The 20,430-nt window shown below is 70.1% G+C and carries 20 protein-coding genes; 14 read left to right on the forward strand and 6 right to left on the reverse strand.

From position 1 onward, the window contains the following. The first annotated feature begins 24 nt into the window (after window positions 1-24). The 5 genes from ABD156_RS00415 to ABD156_RS00435 all read left to right on the forward strand — a co-directional run bounded on the left by ABD156_RS00415 (window position 25) and on the right by ABD156_RS00435 (window position 4,791). Window positions 25-666 carry a TetR/AcrR family transcriptional regulator gene (locus ABD156_RS00415; RefSeq protein ID WP_344264432.1) on the forward strand — a complete coding sequence of 214 codons (642 nt, stop codon included), beginning with the start codon at window positions 25-27 and terminating at the stop codon, window positions 664-666. 128 nt (window positions 667-794) lie between these two features. Continuing rightward, window positions 795-1,535, forward strand: coding sequence for a FadR/GntR family transcriptional regulator (locus ABD156_RS00420; RefSeq protein ID WP_344264435.1), 741 nt, complete (start codon window positions 795-797; stop codon window positions 1,533-1,535). 83 nt (window positions 1,536-1,618) lie between these two features. Next, a complete protein-coding gene (locus tag ABD156_RS00425) occupies window positions 1,619-2,347 on the forward strand; it encodes an SDR family NAD(P)-dependent oxidoreductase (protein WP_344264438.1) in 729 nt (242 codons plus the stop codon). 27 nt (window positions 2,348-2,374) lie between these two features. After that, a complete protein-coding gene (locus ABD156_RS00430) occupies window positions 2,375-3,247 on the forward strand; it encodes a cyclase family protein (RefSeq protein ID WP_344264441.1) in 873 nt (290 codons plus the stop codon). Window positions 3,248-3,258: 11 nt separating this feature from the next. Beyond that, window positions 3,259-4,791: an AMP-binding protein gene (locus tag ABD156_RS00435; RefSeq protein WP_344264444.1), complete on the forward strand. Its 1,533-nt coding sequence runs from the start codon at window positions 3,259-3,261 to the stop codon at window positions 4,789-4,791. Window positions 4,792-4,886: 95 nt separating this feature from the next. On the opposite strand, the gene ABD156_RS00440 is transcribed toward ABD156_RS00435, so the two are convergent. From ABD156_RS00440 to ABD156_RS00455, 4 genes are read right to left on the reverse strand one after another with little or no spacing between them, the layout of a single operon-like run. Next, complete coding sequence (locus ABD156_RS00440) at window positions 4,887-6,407, reverse strand: class I adenylate-forming enzyme family protein (RefSeq protein ID WP_344264447.1); 1,521 nt, start codon at window positions 6,405-6,407, stop codon at window positions 4,887-4,889. Between the two features lie 15 nt (window positions 6,408-6,422). After that, window positions 6,423-6,581 carry a hypothetical protein gene (locus tag ABD156_RS00445; protein WP_344264450.1) on the reverse strand — a complete coding sequence of 53 codons (159 nt, stop codon included), beginning with the start codon at window positions 6,579-6,581 and terminating at the stop codon, window positions 6,423-6,425. Continuing rightward, window positions 6,578-7,936, reverse strand: a complete 1,359-nt coding sequence (locus tag ABD156_RS00450) for an amidase (protein WP_344264453.1) — start codon at window positions 7,934-7,936, stop codon at window positions 6,578-6,580. The genes ABD156_RS00445 and ABD156_RS00450 overlap by 4 nt, the downstream gene beginning before the upstream one ends. Then, window positions 7,927-9,288, reverse strand: coding sequence for an MFS transporter (locus tag ABD156_RS00455; protein ID WP_344264455.1), 1,362 nt, complete (start codon window positions 9,286-9,288; stop codon window positions 7,927-7,929). Before ABD156_RS00455 ends, ABD156_RS00450 begins: the two co-directional genes overlap by 10 nt. 267 nt (window positions 9,289-9,555) lie before the next feature. Here ABD156_RS00455 and ABD156_RS00460 point away from each other — a divergent pair, with 267 nt between their 5' ends. The 5 genes from ABD156_RS00460 to ABD156_RS00480 are packed head-to-tail and all read left to right on the forward strand — an operon-like array spanning window position 9,556 to window position 14,460. Further along, a complete protein-coding gene (locus ABD156_RS00460) occupies window positions 9,556-10,695 on the forward strand; it encodes an acyl-CoA dehydrogenase family protein (protein WP_344264458.1) in 1,140 nt (379 codons plus the stop codon). Window positions 10,696-10,697: 2 nt separating this feature from the next. Continuing rightward, window positions 10,698-11,618 carry an acyl-CoA dehydrogenase family protein gene (locus ABD156_RS00465; protein WP_344264461.1) on the forward strand — a complete coding sequence of 307 codons (921 nt, stop codon included), beginning with the start codon at window positions 10,698-10,700 and terminating at the stop codon, window positions 11,616-11,618. Then, the gene (locus ABD156_RS00470; protein ID WP_344264464.1) at window positions 11,615-12,544 is read left to right on the forward strand and encodes an acyl-CoA dehydrogenase family protein; all 930 of its coding nucleotides are present in this window, start codon (window positions 11,615-11,617) and stop codon (window positions 12,542-12,544) included. The genes ABD156_RS00465 and ABD156_RS00470 overlap by 4 nt, the downstream gene beginning before the upstream one ends. Continuing rightward, a complete protein-coding gene (locus ABD156_RS00475; RefSeq protein WP_344264467.1) occupies window positions 12,541-13,338 on the forward strand; it encodes an enoyl-CoA hydratase/isomerase family protein in 798 nt (265 codons plus the stop codon). The genes ABD156_RS00470 and ABD156_RS00475 overlap by 4 nt, the downstream gene beginning before the upstream one ends. 3 nt (window positions 13,339-13,341) lie before the next feature. Next, window positions 13,342-14,460 (forward strand): acyl-CoA dehydrogenase family protein, encoded by a 1,119-nt coding sequence (locus ABD156_RS00480; RefSeq protein ID WP_344264471.1) that lies wholly within the window; start codon window positions 13,342-13,344, stop codon window positions 14,458-14,460. Window positions 14,461-14,517: 57 nt separating this feature from the next. Here ABD156_RS00480 and ABD156_RS00485 read toward each other — a convergent pair whose 3' ends face one another. Further along, complete coding sequence (locus ABD156_RS00485) at window positions 14,518-14,955, reverse strand: hypothetical protein (RefSeq protein ID WP_344264474.1); 438 nt, start codon at window positions 14,953-14,955, stop codon at window positions 14,518-14,520. 73 nt (window positions 14,956-15,028) lie between these two features. Beyond that, window positions 15,029-15,829, reverse strand: coding sequence for an IclR family transcriptional regulator (locus ABD156_RS00490; protein ID WP_344264477.1), 801 nt, complete (start codon window positions 15,827-15,829; stop codon window positions 15,029-15,031). A gap of 58 nt (window positions 15,830-15,887) precedes the next feature. Between ABD156_RS00490 and ABD156_RS00495 the strand changes: the two genes are divergently transcribed. The 4 genes from ABD156_RS00495 (at window position 15,888) to ABD156_RS00510 (ending at window position 20,216) form a co-directional block, all read left to right on the forward strand. After that, complete coding sequence (locus ABD156_RS00495) at window positions 15,888-16,988, forward strand: mandelate racemase/muconate lactonizing enzyme family protein (RefSeq protein ID WP_344264480.1); 1,101 nt, start codon at window positions 15,888-15,890, stop codon at window positions 16,986-16,988. Continuing rightward, a complete protein-coding gene (locus tag ABD156_RS00500) occupies window positions 16,985-18,154 on the forward strand; it encodes an iron-containing alcohol dehydrogenase family protein (protein WP_344264483.1) in 1,170 nt (389 codons plus the stop codon). Before ABD156_RS00495 ends, ABD156_RS00500 begins: the two co-directional genes overlap by 4 nt. A gap of 190 nt (window positions 18,155-18,344) precedes the next feature. Then, complete coding sequence (locus ABD156_RS00505; protein ID WP_344264486.1) at window positions 18,345-20,042, forward strand: APC family permease; 1,698 nt, start codon at window positions 18,345-18,347, stop codon at window positions 20,040-20,042. A 21-nt stretch (window positions 20,043-20,063) separates the two neighbouring features. Continuing rightward, window positions 20,064-20,216: a hypothetical protein gene (locus tag ABD156_RS00510; RefSeq protein ID WP_344264489.1), complete on the forward strand. Its 153-nt coding sequence runs from the start codon at window positions 20,064-20,066 to the stop codon at window positions 20,214-20,216. The last annotated feature ends 214 nt before the right edge of the window (window positions 20,217-20,430 follow it).

Raw genomic sequence — 20,430 nt, forward strand, 5'->3', positions numbered from 1 at the left:
AGAGTCAAGAAGAGGAGGTCGGCGGTGCCGACGGGAACGTGGGAGCGGCTGCCGGAGAAACGGCGGGCGGCCGTGCTGGCGGCGGCGGAGGCGGAGTTCGCGGCGCGCGGCTTCAGCGGCGGCAGTCTCAACACGATCTGCCGCGAGGCCGGCGTGTCGAAGGGCAGCCTTTTCCAGTACTTCACCGACAAGGCCGACATGTACGTCCACCTCGCCGAGCTGGCGAGCGTGCGGATCCGCGCGGCCATGGAGGCCGAGATCGCGAAGCTCCCGTGGGACAAGGACTTCACCGGTTCGCTCGACCAGTTGCTCGACGCGTGGGTGCGGTATTTCTACGACCATCCGCTCGAGCGCGCGATGACCGCGGCGGCCAACCTCGAGCCCGATCCGGTCGCCCGCACGCCGGTGCGCGAGGCGGTCAACAGCCACTACCTGGCGGTGCTGCGGCCGCTGGTCGAACGCGCGGTGGCGGCGGGGCAGCTGCGCGCGGACACCGACGTCGAGATCGTGTTGTCGTTGCTGCTGCTGGTGTTGCCGCACCTGGCGCTGGCCCCGCACGTCGAGGGGCTGGACCCGCTGCTCGGCCTGGTCGAGGGCGATGCCGCGCACGCGGCGGCGACTGCGCGCCGGATGACCGGGGCGATGCTGGCGCCGTATCTCCGCTGAGCGATACCGGGCGCGCGGAGGCGGGAAATGCGGTTCGCCGCGTCCCCGCCGGAAATCCGCCGTGGTATAGACTGGCGCGGCCCACGTGATTACCGATTCGCCGCACGCGCACCGACAGGGGTCGACCGATGACCAGCAAGAAGAACGCCACGCCGGCCGGGGAAAAAGGCGGCAATCGGCGGCTGGCGGAAAAGGTGTCGGAGCGGATCGAAAAAGACATCATCGACGACGGGTGGCGCGTCGGATCGGTGCTCGGCTCGGAAACGGAGCTGATCGAGCGGTACGGGGTCAGCCGGGCGGTGTTCCGCGAGGCGGTGCGGCTGGTCGAGCACCAGCAGATGGCGGCGATGCGCCGCGGTCCCGGCGGCGGACTCGTGGTGACAGAACCGGATCCGGGCGTCGTGCGCAACGCGGCGCGGGTGTACCTGCGGCACGCGGAGGTGAGCCGCCGGCAGCTGATGGAGGCGCGGACCGCGCTCGAGGTGGCGGGCATCGCGCTGGCCGCGGAGAATCTGACGGAATCGGGAATCGTCCGGCTGAAAGAAGCGCTCGAATCCGAACGCGAACTCATCGAACAGGGATTCACCCGCGGGCACGCGCGCAATCTGCACCGCGTTATCGCCGAACTCGCCGGAAACCCGGCGATCACATTGTTCGTGGAAGTGCTCGCGCAACTCGATCAGGACATCGTGCAGCGGGAATGGGACGCCGAATCCTCCGGCGGCGAACACCGCGACGCGGCCCGCGAATCGCACGAGGCGCACGAAGCGATCGTGGCGGCCCTCGTCGCCGGGGACGCTCCGCTGGGCCAGCACCGGATGCGTCGGCACCTGCAGGCCATCGCCGCGTTGCTGCGGCCGGAAGCCTGACCTTCAGAGTACACTCTTTCGACTCCTCTCGGCAGCGCGTCAAGATTCTGGCTTCAGGTCCGGTAAAAGAGTATCCTGTATTGATGCTGACCACTATGGGCTTTGAAGCCGGAAGCTGTGTCCTGGTCACCGGCGCGGGCAGCGGGATCGGCCGCGCGATCGCGCTCGGGGCGGCCGATCTGGGGGTCGCGGTGGCCGCGTGGGACCTCGACCTCGCCGCGGTGACCAGTCTCGCCCGGGAGTCGGACGGCGACGTGCTGCCAGTCGAGGCAGACGCCGGGGACCCAGCGTCGGTCGCCGCAGCACTCGACCGCACGCTCGCGTGGCGCATTCCGGGAATGCTGGTCAACAACGCCGGTCCGTCGAGCCAGCGTCCGCGGCCGTTCGCGGACGGGGTGGTCGGCGTGCTCGGGCTCGTCGAGCTGGTCACGACTTCCTGGCTCGACCGGGTGCGGGAGCGGGCGGAAGCGATCGTGAACGTCGCGTCGATCGCGGGCACGGTGATCGGCGGCGGCGTGAGCTGGTACTCCGCGGCGAAGGCGGGCGTGCTCGGCTACACCAGGTATCTCGCCGCGGAAGCGCCGTTCGGCGTGCGGGTGAACGCGATCGCGCCCGGCCTGGTGGAAACGCCGCGGATGAAGGAGTTCTTGCCCTCGGAGACCGGCAAGCGCATGGTGGGCCGCACGCCGCGCGGGCGGGCGGTGCAACCCGCCGAGGTCGCCGCCGCCGTGTTGTTCCTGGCTTCCCCGGCGGCGGCGGGGATCACCGGCGCGGTAGTCCCGGTGGACGCCGGACTGTCCGTCACGGTCTGAAACCCCTCTGACCACAAGGAAGTGTTCATGAGTTCCCGAAGCACCCCGCCCGACGCCGACCTCGTGCGCAGCCTCGGCCTGCCCGCGACCGGCTCCGTGTACGACTTGTCGACCGGCTGGTGGCGGCACATGCCGACGTTCGCGGGCAACCCGCAGCTGGAAGTCGTCACCTACAACTCCCCGCAGGGCCAGCGCGCCGAAGGCCGGTTCCCGTTCGACTCGCCCGGCACGAACGACGTCGAGTTCGGCTATGTGTCCGAACTGGTCTCCGGCAGCCTGCACACCGGAACGCACATCGACGCGCTCTGTCACGTCACGTGCGGCAGCGAGGACGAGTGGCACGGCGGAACCTCGGCGAACGGCGCGCTGGGAGACTACGGCGCGCTCCGCGGCGACGCGTCCGAGCTGGGTCCGATCATCGGCCGCGGCGTGCTGCTGGACATCCCGAAGGTGCTTGGCCTCGACGTCCTGCCGCCGCATTTCTCGGTCGGGGAAGACCACCTCCGGCAGGCGGCCGAGGCGGGCGGGGTCGAGATCACCGGGTCGGACATCGTGCTCGTGCGGACCGGGCAGATGAAGTTCTGGCCGGACACCGCGCGGATCGCCGAGGAGAGCGGCGGCAGCGGCGTCGGCGTGGACGGGGCGCAGTGGCTGGTGTCGAAGGGCGTGCGGTACGTCGGCGCGGACACGATGTCGTTCGAGGTCCGGCCGTCGCCGGTGCCGGGCAATCCGCTGCCGGTGCATGTGCTTTTGCTGCAGCAGCACGGGATTCACATCATGGAATGGGTGAACTGTGAGGACCTGGCGGCGGACGGCGTCGTCACGTTCCTCTTCGTCGCGCTGCCGCTGACGCTGCGCGGCGGGACCGGTTCGCCGCTGCGCCCGATCGCTGTCGTGTGAAGGGAGCCGGGATGGAATTCGCCAACGACGTGCCGCTCAGCCCGCTGAGTTTCCTGCGGCGCATGGTCGACCTCGACGGCGACGGGATCGGCGTGGTCACCGACACCGGGGAACGCGTGACGTGGGCGCGGCTCGCGGACCGGGCGGAGCGGCTGGCCGGACGCCTGCGGGAGCTGGGGCTCGGCGAGGGCGACCGGGTCGCCGTGCTGGCGCCGAACGGTGTGCCGTTGCTGGAAGCGCATTACGGCGTGCCTGGGGCCGGATGTGCTTTGGTAGCGCTGAATACGCGTCTCGCACCGGATGAATACACGCAGCTGTTGCGGCTTTCCGGCGCGAAAGTGCTCATCGTCGACCAGTCGCTGGTCGCCCAGGTCGCCGAGGCGGGGTCCGGGCTGTGCGCGGTCGTGGTGATCGGCGAGGACTACGAGGATTGGCTGCGCACCTCGGATCCGGTGCCGTTGCGGCTGCCGAGCGACGAACGTCAGCCGTTGGCGGTCAACTTCACCTCGGGCACCACGGCCGGTCCGAAAGGCGTGGTCTACACGCATCGCGGCGCGTATCTGAACGCGCTCGGGCAGGTCGTTTCCACTGGCCTGCAAGCAAGTTCGCGCTATCTGTGGACGCTGCCGATGTTCCACTGCAACGGCTGGTGCTACACCTGGGCGGTCACCGCGGCGGGCGCGCGGCACATCACGCTCCGGAAGGTGGACGCGGCGCGGGCGTTCGAGCTCATTGAGCAGGAAGCCGTGACGCATCTCAGCGGTGCGCCGGTCGTGCTCGACCTGCTGGTGCAGGCGAGCGGCGGCGCGCGGTTCGCGCAGCGGGTGCAGTTCGCGGTCGGGGGAGCGCCGCCGTCGCCCGCCGCGATCGCGGCGATGGCCGGGATCGGGATCGAGGTGACGCACCTGTACGGGATGACGGAGACGTACGGCCCTTCGCTGATGTGCGTTCCACGGCCGGAGTGGCCGGAACTTGGACCGGAGAAGCGGGCGAAACTGATGGCCCGGCAAGGGGTCCGGACGGTGAACGTCGAGTCGGCGCGGGTGGTGACTCCGGAGTTCGAGGACGTTCCCCCGGACGGGGAGACCCTGGGCGAGCTGGTGATCCGCTCGAACACGGTGATGGCGGGGTACCTCGACAATCCGGCGGCGACCGAGGCGGCGTTCGCCGGCGGCTGGTTGCACACCGGGGACGTGGCGGTGCGGCATCCGGACGGGTATGTGGAGGTCCGCGACCGGCTCAAGGACGTGATCATCAGCGGCGGGGAGAACATCGCGTCGATCGAGGTCGAGAACGCGCTGCTGGACCACGAGGCGGTCGCGGAGGCGGCAGTGGTCGCGAAGGCCGATTCGAAGTGGGGCGAGGTGCCGGTGGCGTTCGTCCGCCTCCGCGCGGGGGCGGAAGTGTCCGATGTGGACCTGATCAGCTGGCTGCGGGGGCGGCTCGCGCATTTCAAGGTGCCCAGGGACATCCGGTTTGCGGAACTGCCCAAGACCTCGACCGGCAAGATCCGCAAGGCGGAACTGCGCAAGCTGGCGGAATGACGGGTGGTCCGTGAGGGGAACCCTGAGGGACTCTGAGTCCGTGAGGGTTCCCCTCACGGAAGTCGAGGCGGGGACCGGCGGCGGAATGCGGAGCTTCAGCCCCGCGCGGCGAGAGCGTCGGCCCGAGCCCGGCGGCGGTCCGGTTTGTTGTTCGCGGTGAGCGGCACCGCGGCGATCAGCCGGACCGTCTTCGGGATCTTGTACCCCGCCAGTTCCGCGCGGCAATACTCGCGCAGCGCGGCGGGTTCCACCGTCCGGCCCGCCACCGCGACCACGCTCGCCTCGACCCGTTCTCCCCAGCGTTCGTCCGGCATCCCGTACACGATCGCGTCGGCGACGTCCGGGTGCCGGAGCACGACCTCCTCCACCTCGCGCGGGTAGACGTTCTCCCCGCCGCTGATGATCATTTCCTTGCGGCGGCCCGCGATGGTCACCCAGCCGTCCTCGCTGCGCGACGCGAGGTCTCCGATGTGGACACCGTCAGCCTGGAACGTCGACGCCGTTTCGCCGGCAAGGCCGTAGTAGCCGTGCGTCTGCCACGGGCACGAAACCACCAGGTCGCCGACGACGCCCGGCGCGGCTTCGCGGCCGTCGGCGTCGAGGATCCGCACGGTCGCGCCCGGCAGCGGCCTTCCGACTCCGGCGAACCGTCCGGCCAGCAGGTCGTCGTGGTCGAATCCCAGGACCGAGCCGAATTCGGTCGCGCCGAAACCGGCGCGGACGCGGGCGTTCGGGAAGTCGCACAGCAGGTCCCGCACGAAATCGCCGGTGGACGGGGCGGAGCCGAAGCGGATCGCGGTGACGTTCTCCCGCCGGGTCGACGCGTACTCGGGCCGGGCGCGCAGGGCGGCGAACATCGTCGGCGCGCCCATGAGCCTGCTGGCGCCCTGGTCGATCGCGGCGAGCGCGGCGGCGGGATCGAAGCGCCGGTGGATCCAGACCTCGCCGCCGGCGAACAGCGGCGTCAGCAGGTTCGTGCCGAGCGTGATGTGGAAGAACGGCGAGAAGAACAGCTCGACGTCCGAGGGGACGCGCGGATTGCCGTGCGCGCAGGTGTTCAGCCAGAGCCACAGGCTGCGGTGGGTGTGCACCGCGCCTTTCGGGCTGCCGGTGGTGCCGCCGGTGCCGAAGATGATCGCGAAGCCGTCCTCGTCCGGAGCGGCCGGTTCACCGCTCGGATCATGCAGCGGGGCCAGCCGTTCGGCGATCGGCGCGGATTGATTCGCCGAGGGAAGTTCGATCACGCGGTACCCGGTTTCCCGGGCGAGCGGAGCATAGGCGGGGTCGGCGACCAGCGCGGCGGGTTCGAGCGCGCTGAGGTACGCGCGAGCTTCCGGCGCGGTCAGCCGGATGTTCAGCGGCGCGGCTACCATCCCGGCGGCCAGCGCGCCGAGGATCGCGACGGTGTGCGGGACCGACGGTTCCATCGCAGTGACGATCCGGTCGCCCGGCTTGGCCCCGGACGCGCGCAGCCCGGCGGCGGTCGCGTCCATGGCGGCGACCAGTTCGGCGAAGGTGAGTTCGCCGTGCTCGTCGGCCAGGGCGCGACGGTGCGCGCCGTGCGGCTGGCCGCCGATCGTGCGCAGCCAGCTCGGCAGCGTCAGGTCGTTGCCCACGGTCGTTCCTCCTTCTCACAGCTCCGCCCGGAAGACCGGGGCGGGCTCCTCGTATAGTGCCTCGTCCAACGCGGACAGCTCGGTTGCCCAGCCGGGGTAGTCCGCTTCGAGCTGGGCGATCTCGGCCGGAGCCGGGGACAGTCCGGCCGCGGCGAGCAGAGCCGCGACGGTCATCGGACGCTCTCCCACGGCGTCCGGCGGTGCCAGCTGGTCCGTTGCTGGTAGGCGTGTCCGGCGGCGAGCACGGTGGCGTCGTCGAACGGCCGTCCGGCGATCTGCAGTCCGAGTGGCAGGCCGTCGGCGGTGAAACCCATCGGGACGGACAGCGCCGGGTTGCCGACGGCGTTCCAATAGGAGGTGAGCGCGGTTTCGGCCATCCCGGAGGTGCTCAGCTCAGCGATCTTGGGGGCACCGCCGGTGGCGGTCGGCATCACCACCAGATCGACTTCGGCGAACAGTTGCGAGAGCTTCCGCTGCCCGGCCCGTCGGACTCGCTGGAGCTGCACGTAATCAGCGGCGGAGACCAGCGCGCCCTTCGCGATCGCCATCCGCGTGGAAGCACCGTAATCGGACCACCGGCCCTGGAGATTCGTTCGGTGCCAAGCGAAAGCCTCCGCCGCGAGACCGAACTTGGTCACCGTCTTCAGTTCCGCGTAGTACGGCAGTTCGACCGGTGTCGTGTGTGCGCCCGCGTCGCGCAGAACAGCCACTGTCTGCTCGAAAACCCGATCCTCGGCGTGCGGCACCACCCCGATCCGCAGACCGGCCAGCGACTCGGTCAGCCCGTGGCGGTAGTCCTCGAAAGGCCGGTCGACCGAGGAAGGATCGCCGCGATCGGCCCCGGCGAGCGCGGTCAGCAGGATCGCGCAGTCCTCGGCGCTGCGGGCGAGCGGGCCGATGTGGTCGAAGCCGGGCGCGAGCGGGACGCAGCCGTTCTTCGGCACCCGGCCGTACGTCGGCTTGAGCCCGGTGACCCCGCACAGCGCGGCCGGGTACCGGATGCTGCCCGCGGTGTCGGTGCCGAGACTGCCGAACACCAGGCCCGCGGCGACCGCGCTCGCGCTGCCGGAGCTGGATCCGCCGGGGTAGTGCGTGGGACGCCACGGGTTGCGCGGGAACGGGAACGGCTTCGTCCGGTCCGGCGCGCCGATCCCGAACTCCATGGTGGTCGTCTTTCCGGTGAGCACCGCGCCCGCGGCGCGCAACCGGGCGACCGCCGGACCGTCGCCGCGCCGGCCCCAGGCGCGGTCGAGCACCTGGCTCTGCGCGGTCGTCTCGCCGTCGTCGGTGGCGAGAAGATCCTTGATTGCCAACGGAATCCCGTGCAAAGACCCGCGATCGAGGCCAGCCGCCAGCTCGGCGTCCGCCCGTTCCGCAGCAGCCCGCGCCGGTCCGTCGAACCGGGAGAGGTAGATGCCCAGCTCGGCGTCGTGCTTGTCGGCGGCGGCAAACGCCGATTCGGCCAACGCCACCGCGGTGGTCCTCCCGGTCCGGAGGGCCACCGCGGCTTCGGCGATCGTCAGGACCATCGAGCGGCCGGTTCGGCGGCGGGGGAGTCCGCCTCGGACGACGCGGTGAGGTCGCTGCCGCGGGTTTCCGAGATCCGCCAGATCGCCACGATGGTGACCACCGCCCCGACGCCCGCGATGGCGCTCAGCGGCAGGCTCGACCCGCCGAACCCGGCGACCAGGCTGCTCGCGATCAGCGGCGTGAACCCGGCGCCGATCAGGCTCGCCAGCTGGTATCCCAGCGAAACCCCGGTGTAGCGCACCTCGGTGCCGAACATCTCCGACAGCATCGGCGCGAGCGGCGCGTACATCAGATTCTGCAGCACCTGCGCACCCATGAGGCCGACCGTCAGCCACAGCACCGAGCCGCTGGTGACCATGGCGTACAACGGAATCGCGTAGATGATCGTGCCGACGGCGCCGATCAGGCTCACGGTCCGCCGCCCGATCCGGTCCGACCACGCGGAGAAGGTCGGGATGCAGATGATCCCGACGCCCGCGACGAACAGGAGCGCGCGGGCGACGTCGGACACGTCGTAGCCGAGGGTTTTGGCGTAGGCGATGCTGTGCGAGCTGACCAGGGCGGTCAGCGCGAACGGCCCGATCCCGGCCGCGCAGGCGAGGATGAGCGCACGCGGGCGGCGCAGCACCTGCAGCACCGGGACGGCCGGCTTCTTGTCGCCGGACTTGGCCGCCTGCTCGCGGAAGACCGGGCTCTCCGACACCCGCAGCCGCACGTACAGCCCGATCATCAGCAGCAGCGCGCTCAGCAGGAACGGCAGCCGCCAGCCCCACGAGAACAGCGCGGGTTTCGGCAGCAGGCTCACCAGCGCGAACACGAGCGTCGCCAGGAACGACCCCAGCGGCGACCCGAGCTGCATGATGCCCGCCCACAGACCGCGCCGGCGCGCGCTCGCGTGCTCGACGACCATCAGCGCCGCGCCGCCCCATTCGCCGCCGACCGCGATCCCTTGCACCACGCGGAGGAACACGAGCAGCAGCGGCGCGGCGATGCCGATCGAGCTGTAGGTCGGCAGCACGCCGATGAGGAAGCTGGCCGCGCCCATCAGCGTCATGGTCACCATCAGCATCGACTTGCGGCCGAGCTTGTCGCCGAAGTGGCCGAACACGAGCCCGCCGAGCGGACGCGCGACGTACCCGGCGGCGAGGGTGCCGAACGCGGCGATGGTGGAGGTCGAGGAGTTCAGCGACGGGAAGAACAGCGGCCCGAACACGAGCGCGGCGATCGAGCTGTAGATCAGGAAGTCGTAGTACTCGATCACGGTGCCCAGCAGGCTGGACATCGTCACCTTGCGCAGTTCGGGGGACGCGGCGCCGCCGGGGGCGGGCGGCTGGGGTGCTGGCGAGACCATCGGGACCTCCGGGGAATGGGGGCGGTGGGCGACCGAGTTGAGGATACTGATAGGTCGCCGGAGTGCAAGAGGTGCGCGCTCCGGATGCGATTCCGTTACCACCGCTGTGACCGGTGATTTTGCGACGGAGCAGGACCTTCAGGTTCCGCGCATGGTTGCGCAGTGGAGCTAATTGAGTATCCTTTATTCATCGAACGAGGTGGAAGGAGTCGGCGACGTGCACCGACTGGACGAAAGCCTGGGCCGCCGCGGGCCGGAGGGACGCTGATGGAGTTCGCGTGGGATCGGGCCGACGTCGCGTTCCGGCGCGAGCTGGGGGACTTCCTCGACCGCGAGCTGGCGGGATGGGACCGGTCCGAGACCGGCCTCGGCAGCGCCGTCTACAGCGATTTTTCGCGTGGGTTCGTCGGCAGGCTGGCCGAAAAGGGCTGGCTGACGCCGCACTGGCCGCGCGAGTACGGCGGCGGCGGGCAGGGCGCGTGGCAGCATTTCGTGCTCGGCGAGGAGATGTGGCGGCGCGGGGAGCCGCGCGGGCCGCAGTACATGAACGTCAACTGGGTCGGGCCGGCGATCATCAAGTACGGCACCGAGGACCAGCGGCGGAAGCTGCTGCCGCCGATCGCGCGCGGCGAGGTCTTCTGGTGCCAGGGCTTCTCCGAACCCGAAGCAGGCACGGACCTGGCCGCGCTGCGGACGAAGGCGGTGCGCGACGGCGACAGCTACGTCCTCAACGGACAGAAGATCTGGACGTCCTACGCCAACGTCGCCGACTACTGCTTCCTGCTCGCGCGCACCGGATCGGCCGCCGACGGCCGCGACGGCATCTCGGTCTTCCTGCTCCCGCTGAACACCCCGGGGGCGCAGGTCCGGCGCATCCCGGGGTTCGTGGGCGATCATTCCTTCAACGAGCTCTTCCTGACCGACGCCCGGATTCCGGCCGATTGCCTGCTCGGGGAGGAGAACAAGGGATGGGAGATCGTCCGGCGCACGCTCGCCTACGAACGCGTCGGCGCGCCCCGGTACGCGCGGGCGGCGCTGGTGCTGGACCGGCTGGCCGCCGAGGTCCGCGCGTCCGGACGGCTCGCCGACCCGGGGATCCAGGAGCAGTTCGGCCGCGCGCGGGCAGCGTGCGAGGCGGCGCGCGTGCTGGTGTACCGGGTGATCGACGAGCGGGCGAAAGCGAAGGAGCCCTCGCCGATGGCGTATCAGGCTCGCGCCGCGATGGTGCAGGCCGAACGCGCGGTGGGCGACCTCGCGCTGGACGTGCTGGGCAGCGAAGCGCTCGTCGAAGGGGCGCTGGGCGACGCGCAGTTCCGCAACTCGCTCGGCGCGGGCATCGCCGCGGGCAGCTACGAGGTGCAGCTCAACCTGATCAGCCGTCTCATCCTCGAACTGCCGAAGGACTAGCCGTGGATTTCGAACCGACCTCGACCCAGCGCGCGGTGCTCGACGCGCTGGGCGCCCTGCTGGCCCGGCACGCCGGACCGGAACGCAGCCGTGCGCTGGCGGCTCGCGGCGAATACGACTGGAACCTCGAAGAAGCGTTGCAGCGCGACGGTTTTCTCGACCTGTTCGCCGCGGAGGACGCCGGTCCGCTCGACGCGGCCTTGGCGGTGGAGGCGATCGCCGCCGAACTCGGTGCGGTCAGCGCGGTGCCGCATCTGCTGGTGCTGCCCGCACTTGGCCTCGACCGTCCGGCCGGGCCGGTGGTGCTCGCGGCGGGCGAGCCGGGTCCGGTGCGTTACGGCGACGAGGCGACGCGGATGCTTCTCGCCGACGGCGATCGGTGTTTCGCCGTTGACCTCGATTCCGTTGCTGCTGAACGGGTTCCGTCGGCTTACGGTTATCCGCTCGCCCGAGTGGTCGCTGCTGGCCGGGAGGAACTGGCTCCCGGGAGCGCCGCGACGATGGTGAACTGGTGGCGGGTCGGCGTGTCCGCGGAGGCGGTCGGCATGATGCGCCGGGCCGCTGACATCGCGGTCGCCTACGCCAAGGACCGCAAGGTGTTCCGCCGCTCGCTCGGCTCGTTCCAGGCGCTGCAGCATCGGCTGGCCGAGGTGAACGTGCTGGTGGAAGGCGCGCGCTGGCTGGTGTACGAGGCCGCGTTCGCCGGGGCTCCGGCCGAAGCCGCCGCGGTCGCCGCGACGCACACGATGTCCGCGCTCGGCCGCGTGACCAGGGAAACCCACCAGATCATGGGTGCGATCGGGCTGACCGCGGAGCACGACCTGCACCTCTGGACGCTGAGGTTGCAGGCGTTGCGCGCGGAACTGGGCAGCTGGCGGACGCCGAGCCGGGCCGCCGTCGAAGCACGGTGGGCGACAGCATGAGCGTCGCGTTGACGCCGACCGAGGAGCAGCGGGCGCTGGCTGAGGTGGTCCGGAGTTTCTGCCGGACACACTGTCCGGACGAGGTCTGGCGTTCCGGCGTGTTCCCGGCGGAATTCTGGCGCGGGCTGGCCTCGCTCGGAGTGCTTTCGCTGGCGGTGCCGGGCGAAGGCGGCGGAGCAGGTGACATCGCCGCTGCCTTCGCGGAGCTGGGCCGGGCTGCCGCGCCCGGGCCGTTGGCGGAGACGGTGTTCGCGACCCACGTGCTGCCGCCGGAGCTTGCTGCCCAGGTCGCGGACGGGAATTGGGTGGCCTCGGTGGGCGCGCCGCCCTTGATGCCGTGGGCTCCGGTCGCTGGTGTTTTCGTTGAAACGGACGGTGCCGGTGCCTGGCTTGCCGAGGCTGGTCCAGTCGAGCCGGTCGAGGTGCTGGGCGGAGAACAGTGGGGCCGGGTTGCGCTGACGCGAGGTCAGCCGTTGGAACGCGTCGAGGCGGCGACGGCGCTCTCGGACATCGCGGCGGCGGCGTATTTGAGCGGTGCGGGACGGCGGTTGCTGGACCTCGCCGTCGAACACGCGCGCACGCGAGTCCAATTCGGACGTCCAATCGGGACATTTCAGGCGGTCGCGCATCCCCTCGTGAATGCCGGACTTTCGCTTACTGCGGCGGAGAAACTCACTACGATGGCGGCGCTCGCGCTCGACGACGAGCATCCCGACGGAACCGCGTTGGCGGCCGCGGCGCGGTGTTCGGGAGGACGGGCGGCGGTCGAGGCGGCGGAAGTCGCGCATCAGACGTTAGGCGCGATCGGGTACTCGGTGGAGGGACCGATCGGGCCGCTTTCGCAGCGGATCAGGCACCAGGCACTACGGCCGGGGTGCGCGGACAAGATAGCGGCGAAGTACCGCCGGAAAGGCCAGGAACGATGAGCGACGCGCCCGAGGTGCTGTTCGAAAAGCGCGACCACGTCGCCTGCCTCACGCTCAACCGCCCGCACCGGGGCAACTCGCTGACCGGGTCGATGATGCCGGTGATCCGCGAGATGTGGGCCGAGGTCCGCGACGACCCGTGGATCCGCGCGGCGATCGTGATCGGCGCGGGGGAGCGGCATTTCTGCACCGGGGCCGACGTGCACGCGGTCGCCGGGCGCGGCGGGATGAGCACCGGGAACGGGCCGCTGACCGACGAGGTGTTCTGGTCGCCGCGGCAGAACCGGGTGTGGAAACCGGTGATCAGCGCGGTCAACGGGCTGGTCGCCGGGGCCGGGCTGCACTTCGTGGTCGACGCGGACATCGTGCTGGCGGCCGACCACGCGGCCTTCATGGACACGCACGTGAACGTCGGTCTCGTCGGCGCGATGGAGAACATCGGCCTGGCGAAACGGCTTCCGCTCGGGTCGGCGCTGCGGATGACGTTGATGGGCAAGAGCTACCGGATGCCCGCCCAGCGCGCGTACCAGCTCGGGCTCGTCGACGAACTGTCCACTTCGGAGGATCTGATGGCCGACGCCGAGGAGATGGCGCAGGCGATCGCGCGGAACTCGCCGGAGGCGGTGTCGCTGTCGAAGCAGGCGGTCTGGAATTCGCTGGAGATGGGGTACGGGCAGGCGTGCGAGTACGGCTGGTCGCTGCTGCGCATGCATTGGGCCCACCCGGACGCGAAGGAAGGCCCGCGCGCGTTCGCCGAGGGCCGCGAGCCCAACTGGACGACCGGGGAGCAGTGAGAGATGGATTTCGGCTTCACCGCTGAGGAAGAGGCGTTCCGGGCGGAGGTCCTCGAATTCCTCTGGGAATACCGGGACACCGACGGATACTTCCACCGCGGCAAGGACACCGCCGACGGCGTCCGCCGGGTCTACCGTGCGCTGGGCGACCGGGGCTGGCTGTCGCTGTCGTGGCCGACCGAGTTCGGCGGCGGCGGACGGTCGCCCGCGTACGAGTTCATCCTCTGGGACGAGATGGCCTACGCGCGGGTGGCGCGCCCGCCGATGGGCCCGGGTCTCGTGGCCAAAGCGCTGATGACGCACGGCACCGACGCGCAACGCGAGCGGTACCTCGCCGACCTGCGACGCGGCCGGCTCAACTTCTGCCTCGGCTACTCCGAACCCGACGCTGGCTCGGACCTCGCCGCCGTGCGCACGAAGGCTCGTCGCGAGGGTGACCACTACGTGGTCGACGGGGCGAAGTGCTGGACGTCCAATGCGCACTGGTCGGACTCCATGTGGCTGCTGTGCCGGACCGGGGCTGCGGACAGCCGGTCACGGGGGTTGAGCGTGCTGATCGTCCCGCTGGACAGCCCCGGAATCACCGTGTCGCCGATCCCGACCCTGGACGGCGGACGGCTGAACGAGGTCCGGTTCGACGGCGTGCGGGTCCCGGTTGCCGATCGGGTGGGCGCGGAGAACGAGGGGTGGCAGGTCGTCGCTTCGGCGCTCGCGGTGGAGCGGCACGTGCAGTTCCCGCCGAAGCGGTTGCGCCGGGATCTGCATGACCTGATGGCGGCGCTGGAATCGGCCGGGGTCGCCGAAGATCCGGTGGTGCGGCGGCAGGTCGGCGAGCTGGCGGTGCGGCTCGCGGAGGTGGACGCGCTGGCGCTGGCTTTGCTGGGCGAGGTGATCCGGGGAGAACCGGCTGCCGTTCCGGCGGCGTATCACAAGCTGGCGGGCACGGTGCTGGCCCAGGACATCGCCCGCGCGGGGGTGGAGTTCGGCGGGGCGGAAGCGGTGGTCGCGGGGACGGATACGGAGTTTCTGTGGCGGCAGTCGATCTTGGAGACGATCGGCGGCGGGACTACGGAGGTGATGCGGGGGTTGATCGCGCGGCAGGAGTTCGGGCTGTCAGCTTGAGGGGAGGGGCTCGTGAATGGCTACGCCGGTTCTAACCGGCATCGCCACTCACGAGACTCAGCTCAAAACGCGCGCCCCGCGCAGGTAGGACGCCAGCCGGATCCGCAGCCCCCGCAGATCCCGCAGCGCGAGCGGCAAGTGATACGCCGGGCGATACCCCACCGCGACACCCCCGTCCCCGCACGGTCCCGCGAAGTACACGAACCCGTCGTCCTGGTCGCGGCGCGCCGGGGACCACGGCTGATCCTGCCAAGCGCGCGCCGCGGCGTGGCTGGCGATCCAGTAGCTCGGGGCCTTCATCGTCTCGGCGATCGCGGCGGCGAAACCCGCGGCGTCGGTGTCGCTGACGCCTAGTCCGCGGCCCGGCCACACACGCGGCAGCACCCGGTCGGCAGTGTGGTCTTCGAGCCATGGCGCGCAGGCGAAGATCGCGCTGGTCCCGTCGACCGAGACCGACCAGCGTTGCATGGCCGCAGTGGGCGGGATTTCGTACATGGCGACCACCTGCCGGGAAAACGACGATTTGGCGAAGCATAAATGAACGGTGCGGGGCCTTGCAGATCGCGGTTCAGCGAGGGGCGCCGAGGGCGGCGGAAATCCGGTCGGCGACGGTGCGGGTGAACCGGCCCGCCGCGGGCAGTCGTCCGCCGAGACGCGATTTCGGCGCGGACACGTTGACTGCCGCGACAATGTCGCCGCGAAAGCCGTACACCGGTGCCGAGACGCCGACCAATCCCGGCTCGAACTCCTCGTCCACGGTTTCGTAGCCGCGTTTCCGGATCCCCGCCAGCTTCGCGGTCAGCGCTTCGAGGGTGAGCGGCGGCGGTTCCTCCGCGGCGCCGGGGAGGTCCGGAAGCGGGTGCGCGGCGGCGCCGGCGAAGGTCTGCCACCATTGCCCGACGGTTTCCTCGTCCCATTCGCTCAATAACACCCGTCCGGGTGAGGTCGTGAACGGGTCGACGCCGACGCCTTCCCAGCCGAGTCCGCGAAAAGCGTGGGACGCGAGTTCGCTCCGGAGGGTGAACACCTGGCCGGCGCGCAGGACGCACAAATGCGTCGTTTCGTTCAGCCGCGCCACAATCGTGCGCAAAAAAGGCGCGGCCAGGTGCGCGAGGTGCGTTTCGGTGGCGTGCGTGGCCAACGCGAACAGCCGCCAGCCCGGCCGGTACGCGCGGGTGTGTTCGTCGCGCGACACCAGGCCGGCGTCGGCGAGCGTCGCGAGGGCTCGCGAGACCTGTGCCTTGTCCCGGCCGGACAGTTCGGCGACGCGGGACACGCCGAGTCCGTCGCGCGCTTCCGGCAGTGCGAGGACTTCGAGCAGGTCGACGTCGCGGACCAGACCCGAACCGTAGGTGCGCTGGTTCGCCATGTTGAGGACTGTGCAACAACGATTGGGCGAGCGTCAATCCGGAGTTACCGTCCGGAGAGTGAAGATCGCCGACATCCAGCTGCTGCCCGGGACGCTGCCGCTCGATCCGCCGTTCGACGCCGCCTGGGATCCGGTTCCGCGCACGCGGTTCGACGCGACGGTGGTCAAGGTCGTGACGGACGAGGGCGTGGTCGGCTACGGCTCCGGCGACACGATGGCCGGCTTCGAGCCGTACGCGGAGCTGTTCCTCGGCCAGGATCCGATGGCGATCAGCAGGCACGTGCGGGCGCTGGAGACCGTGGCGTTCCACGCCGGGCGCTACTGGCCGCTGGAGATCGCGCTGTGGGACGTCATCGGCAAGGTGCTCGGCGTCCCGGTCGCGACGCTGTTCGGCGGCGCGGCGGACGCGATCCCGGCGTACGCGTCGACCGGCCGGATCCTGCCCGCCGACCAGCGGGCCGAGGTGATGGCCGGGATCCGCGGCCAAGGGTTCCGGGCGGCGAAGATCCGGCTGGCCGCGGACGATTTCGCCGGCGGAATCGCCACCATGCGGGCGGTCCGCGAGGCGGTCGGGCCGGAGATGACGCTGATGGCCGACTTGAACCAGGCGTGGCGGATGCCGGGCGACGTGCGGCCTTCCCTCGACCCGGCGGCGGTCCGGAGGTTCGCGGAGGCGCTGCGCGAGCTCGACGTGTTCTGGCTCGAAGAACCGCTGCCGCTGGACGACCCGCCCGGCCTGCGCGCGGTGCGGGACACCGGGATCCGCGTCGCCGGGGGAGAAATGGTCCGGACCTTCCGTGAGCTGCTGGACCTGGTGGAATCCGACGCCCTCGACGTCTACCAGCCGGACGTCGCGCTCGCCGCCGGCATGTTGCGCGGCCGGACTCTCGCCGAACTGGTGCTGGCGCGCAACCGCCTCTTCACGCCGCACACCTGGTCGAACGGCCTCGGCCTGCTCGCGAACCTGCACGTGACAGCGGGCGTCGGCGGGGGACCGTACCTCGAATTCCCTTACGACCCACCGGTGTGGACGCCGCAGCGGCGCGATTTCCTGCTCGCCGCGCCGCTGGACATCGACGCGGAAGGCCTGCTGCACGTGCCGTCCGCGCCGGGGCTGGGCGTCGCTGTCGACGAGGAACGGTTCGGGAGGAAGTCATGACCGAGATCCCGGCCATCGAAATCGGGCCTTATCCGGCCGCCACCTTCGCCGCCGGTGCGGTCGAGCAGTTGCCGCGATTGGTCCGGACGATCGGTGTGCGGAAAGTTGTGCTGGTCAGTGATCGCGGATTGGCCGCGACCCCGCTGCCGGAGCAGACGTCGGAGTTATTGCGGCGAGACGGTTTGGCGGTCGAGGTTTTCTCCGAGGTGCACCCGAATCCGACCATCGACGACGTCGACACGGGCGGTGCCTTCGTGCGTGCTGCTGGTGCACAAGCGGTGATCTCACTGGGCGGCGGGTCTGCTTTGGACGCTGCGAAGGCGATCGCGCTCGCCGCGGTCAACGACCGTCCCGCCACTGAATTGGGCTGGAGCACCGAGGATTCGACGGATTTAGCACCCGCGTTGCCGATCGTGGCGATCCCGACCACGTCCGGCACCGGTTCGGAATGCAACGACCTCGGCGTCATCACGGACCCAGCGCGGCAGCGGAAGTGCTACCTCGGCGGCCCGACTTGCCTTGCCCGGTATGCACTTCTCGACCCGGCGCTCACGCTGAGCCTGCCGCCGCGCGCGACTGCCGCCGCGGGAATCGACTGCCTGACCCATGCGGTGGAGTCATTTCTTTCCGCCCGGCCGAATCCGTGGGCGGATGGTCTGGACCTGCAAGCCGTCCGTTTGGTCGCGGAGAATCTCCGTCGCGCGGTCTCCGATGGCGGAGATCTGGCGGCGCGGGCGAATCTGATGCTGGCCGCGCACACCGCGGGCCTGGCGATGCGGACGACCGGACTCGGCGTGGTGCACGGCGTCGGGCACTCGCTCGGCGGCCGGTTCGACCTGCCGCACGGCCAGGCTTTGGCTTTGGTGCTCGGTGAATGCCTGCGGTTCAACCGCGCGGTGCGGGAGGAACGCTTGGCGCGGCTGGCGGAACCGCTGGGCGTGGCCGACGCGCGGAAATCGTTCGCACACAACGCGGACGCGGCGATTTCCGCGATCGAACGGCTGGTCGCCGACGTCGAACTGTCCGGCCGGCTCCGCGAATTCGGTATCGGCGAAGGAGATCTGCCGGACCTGGTGGCCGACACCCTGGCGGACGGGGTGCTGGCGAACACCCCGCGCGAGGTCTCGGCGGACGACGTGACCGGGATTCTCCGCGCGACCTGGTAGTCCGCGGCGGGAAACCGGCGATGCCGGACATAGTTCGCGAATACCGTTGTGCGGCAACGGAAAACCGAGCAGGATCGCGGCCCTGCGCCGAACCGGTGCACCAGGTAACGATCTCATGTCCGCTTGTTCTGCGCGCGCCGCCGCGGGAGGACAGTGGAAGCGGACCGCCGACCCGGCAGGAGGCCGCGCCATGGACAAAGCCGGAACGACCGAACAGCCGTCCCCGGCGCTCGTCGCGGGGGACGACAAGCGGCTCAAGAAGCATTTCGGCCCGATCGGGCTGCTGTTCACCGCGGTGGGGTCGATCATCGGGTCCGGATGGCTCTTCGGCGCGCTCAACGCGGCGCAGCTCGCCGGGCCCGCGGCGATCGTGTCGTGGGGGATCGGCGCGGTGATGTTCGTGCTGATCGGGATGACGTACGCCGAATTGGGCACGATGTTCCCGCATTCGGGCGGCGTCGCGCGGTTCCCGCACTATTCGTACGGTTCGTTCGCGAGCTTTTCGATGGGCTGGGTCACCTGGGTCGCCGCGGCCGCGGTGTCGCCGATCGAGGTGCTCGCGGTCGTCCAGTATTCCACGAATTACCTTCCCTGGCTGGAGAAACTCGACGCGGACCGCAACGCCGTGCTCACCCCGGCGGGCACCGGGATTTCGGTCCTGCTGCTGGCGTTCTTCGTGCTGGTGAATTTCTTCGGCGTGCGCTGGTTCTCCCGGATCAACAATGTGCTCGTGTGGTGGAAACTCGCGGTCATCGCGGTGGTGATCGTGGTTTTCCTGGTGACCGCTTTCAACACTGATCATTTCGCGGGGTTCGGCGGGTTCGCTCCGTACGGGACGCACGGGATCTTCTCCGCGGTCGCGAGCGCCGGGATCGCGTTCTCCTTTTTCGGCTTCCGGCAAGGCGTCGAACTGGCGGGGGAGACGGCCAACCCGAGACGCAACGTGCCGCTCACCCTCATCGGTTCGGTGGTGCTCACCGGGATTTTGTACGTGCTCCTGCAGATCGCGTTCATCGGCGCGGCCCCGTCCGACGCGATCGCCAAACAGGGCTGGGAACACGTCGGCGCGAACTTCACCGCGGGCAGCGACGTGCTCGCCACCTTCGGTCCGCTCGCCGCGATCTCGAGCGTGCTCGGCCTCGGCTGGCTGGCCACCCTGCTGTACGCGGACGCGATCATCTCGCCCGGCGACACGGGTTTGATCTACACCGGCGTCACCGCGCGCATCTCGTATGCCATGGGGCGCAACGGAAACGCGCCGTCCGGCCTCGCGAAGGTGAATTCCGCGGGCGTGCCGTGGCTCAGCCTGATCCTCGCGTTCGTCGTCGGCTGTTTCTTCTTCCTGCCGTTCCCCGGATGGAACAAACTGGTTTCGTTCGTCACGAACAGCACGGTGCTGTCGTTCGGCTCGGGGCCGCTGGTGCTGCTCGCGATGCGCAGCCAGCTCCCGCGCCACGACCGCCCGTTCCGCCTCGGCCGCGGCTTCACGTGGGCGGTAGCTTTCCTCGCGATGTTCTCCACCAACCTGATCATCTACTGGACCGGCTGGGACACGAACTGGAAACTGTTCGTGGTGATCGTCTTCGGATACCTCCTGCTCGCGGCGCACCAGGCCTTCGCGAAGACCGCTCCGAAGCTGGACTTCCGGCACGGCTGGTGGGTGCTGGTGTGGTTCGCGGGCCTCGCGGTGATCAGCTATCTCGGCACGTATCCGGAGGCGTCGAAGCATGCCGGGAACCTGGGGGTGCTCGACTTTTCGCTGGGTGCGGCGGCGTCGCTGGTGCTGACCGCGGTGGTGATCGCGCTGGCGCTGCGGAGTGCGTTGCCCAGCGAGCGGGTGACGGAGATCTTGGCTGAGCGGCGGGAGCCGAACGAAACCCCGGCGTGAGGCTCGGGGATGATTCGAGCGGTGGCCACGCTTCGCTTCGAGTTCCCTCCGCCCGGCGAACTGGGCGGTCCGGTCGTAGTGCCGTATGTCGACGACGTCGCGCTGACCGAGCTGATCGACCGGTTCGAACTCGCCGAAGGCATGTCCCCGGCCGGGGTGCTTACGGCGGCCTGATTCCGGACTGTTTCGCTGGCGCGCCGACCGAGCACTTCCACGGCCTCGACTTCGAGGAAGGCGAAACGCCGCTGCTCGCCTGTGCGTGCGGGGTCTGGGGCTGCTGGCCGCTGCTGGCGCGCATCACGGTGACCTGGCGACGAGGTCGTCTGGGATTCGTTCGCGCAACCGCACCGGCGGAAGCGGGACTACCGCGGGTTCGGGCCGTTCCGGT

The sequence above is a fragment of the Amycolatopsis albidoflavus genome, from assembly GCF_039525725.1.
In the GTDB taxonomy this organism is placed as follows: Bacteria; Actinomycetota; Actinomycetes; order Mycobacteriales; family Pseudonocardiaceae; genus Amycolatopsis; species Amycolatopsis albidoflava.

Bases quoted from the DNA above. Each gene is read 5' to 3' on its own strand.
- ABD156_RS00420 (WP_344264435.1), top strand. From the start codon at position 795: ATGACCAGCAAGAAGAACGCCACGCCGGCCGGGGAAAAAGGCGGCAAT.
- ABD156_RS00425 (WP_344264438.1), top strand. From the start codon at position 1,619: ATGCTGACCACTATGGGCTTTGAAGCCGGAAGCTGTGTCCTGGTCACC.
- ABD156_RS00430 (WP_344264441.1), top strand. From the start codon at position 2,375: ATGAGTTCCCGAAGCACCCCGCCCGACGCCGACCTCGTGCGCAGCCTC.
- ABD156_RS00435 (WP_344264444.1), top strand. From the start codon at position 3,259: ATGGAATTCGCCAACGACGTGCCGCTCAGCCCGCTGAGTTTCCTGCGG.
- ABD156_RS00445 (WP_344264450.1), bottom strand. From the start codon at position 6,581: ATGACCGTCGCGGCTCTGCTCGCCGCGGCCGGACTGTCCCCGGCTCCG.
- ABD156_RS00450 (WP_344264453.1), bottom strand. From the start codon at position 7,936: ATGGTCCTGACGATCGCCGAAGCCGCGGTGGCCCTCCGGACCGGGAGG.
- ABD156_RS00455 (WP_344264455.1), bottom strand. From the start codon at position 9,288: ATGGTCTCGCCAGCACCCCAGCCGCCCGCCCCCGGCGGCGCCGCGTCC.
- ABD156_RS00460 (WP_344264458.1), top strand. From the start codon at position 9,556: ATGGAGTTCGCGTGGGATCGGGCCGACGTCGCGTTCCGGCGCGAGCTG.
- ABD156_RS00470 (WP_344264464.1), top strand. From the start codon at position 11,615: ATGAGCGTCGCGTTGACGCCGACCGAGGAGCAGCGGGCGCTGGCTGAG.
- ABD156_RS00475 (WP_344264467.1), top strand. From the start codon at position 12,541: ATGAGCGACGCGCCCGAGGTGCTGTTCGAAAAGCGCGACCACGTCGCC.
- ABD156_RS00480 (WP_344264471.1), top strand. From the start codon at position 13,342: ATGGATTTCGGCTTCACCGCTGAGGAAGAGGCGTTCCGGGCGGAGGTC.
- ABD156_RS00485 (WP_344264474.1), bottom strand. From the start codon at position 14,955: ATGTACGAAATCCCGCCCACTGCGGCCATGCAACGCTGGTCGGTCTCG.
- ABD156_RS00490 (WP_344264477.1), bottom strand. From the start codon at position 15,829: ATGGCGAACCAGCGCACCTACGGTTCGGGTCTGGTCCGCGACGTCGAC.
- ABD156_RS00500 (WP_344264483.1), top strand. From the start codon at position 16,985: ATGACCGAGATCCCGGCCATCGAAATCGGGCCTTATCCGGCCGCCACC.
- ABD156_RS00505 (WP_344264486.1), top strand. From the start codon at position 18,345: ATGGACAAAGCCGGAACGACCGAACAGCCGTCCCCGGCGCTCGTCGCG.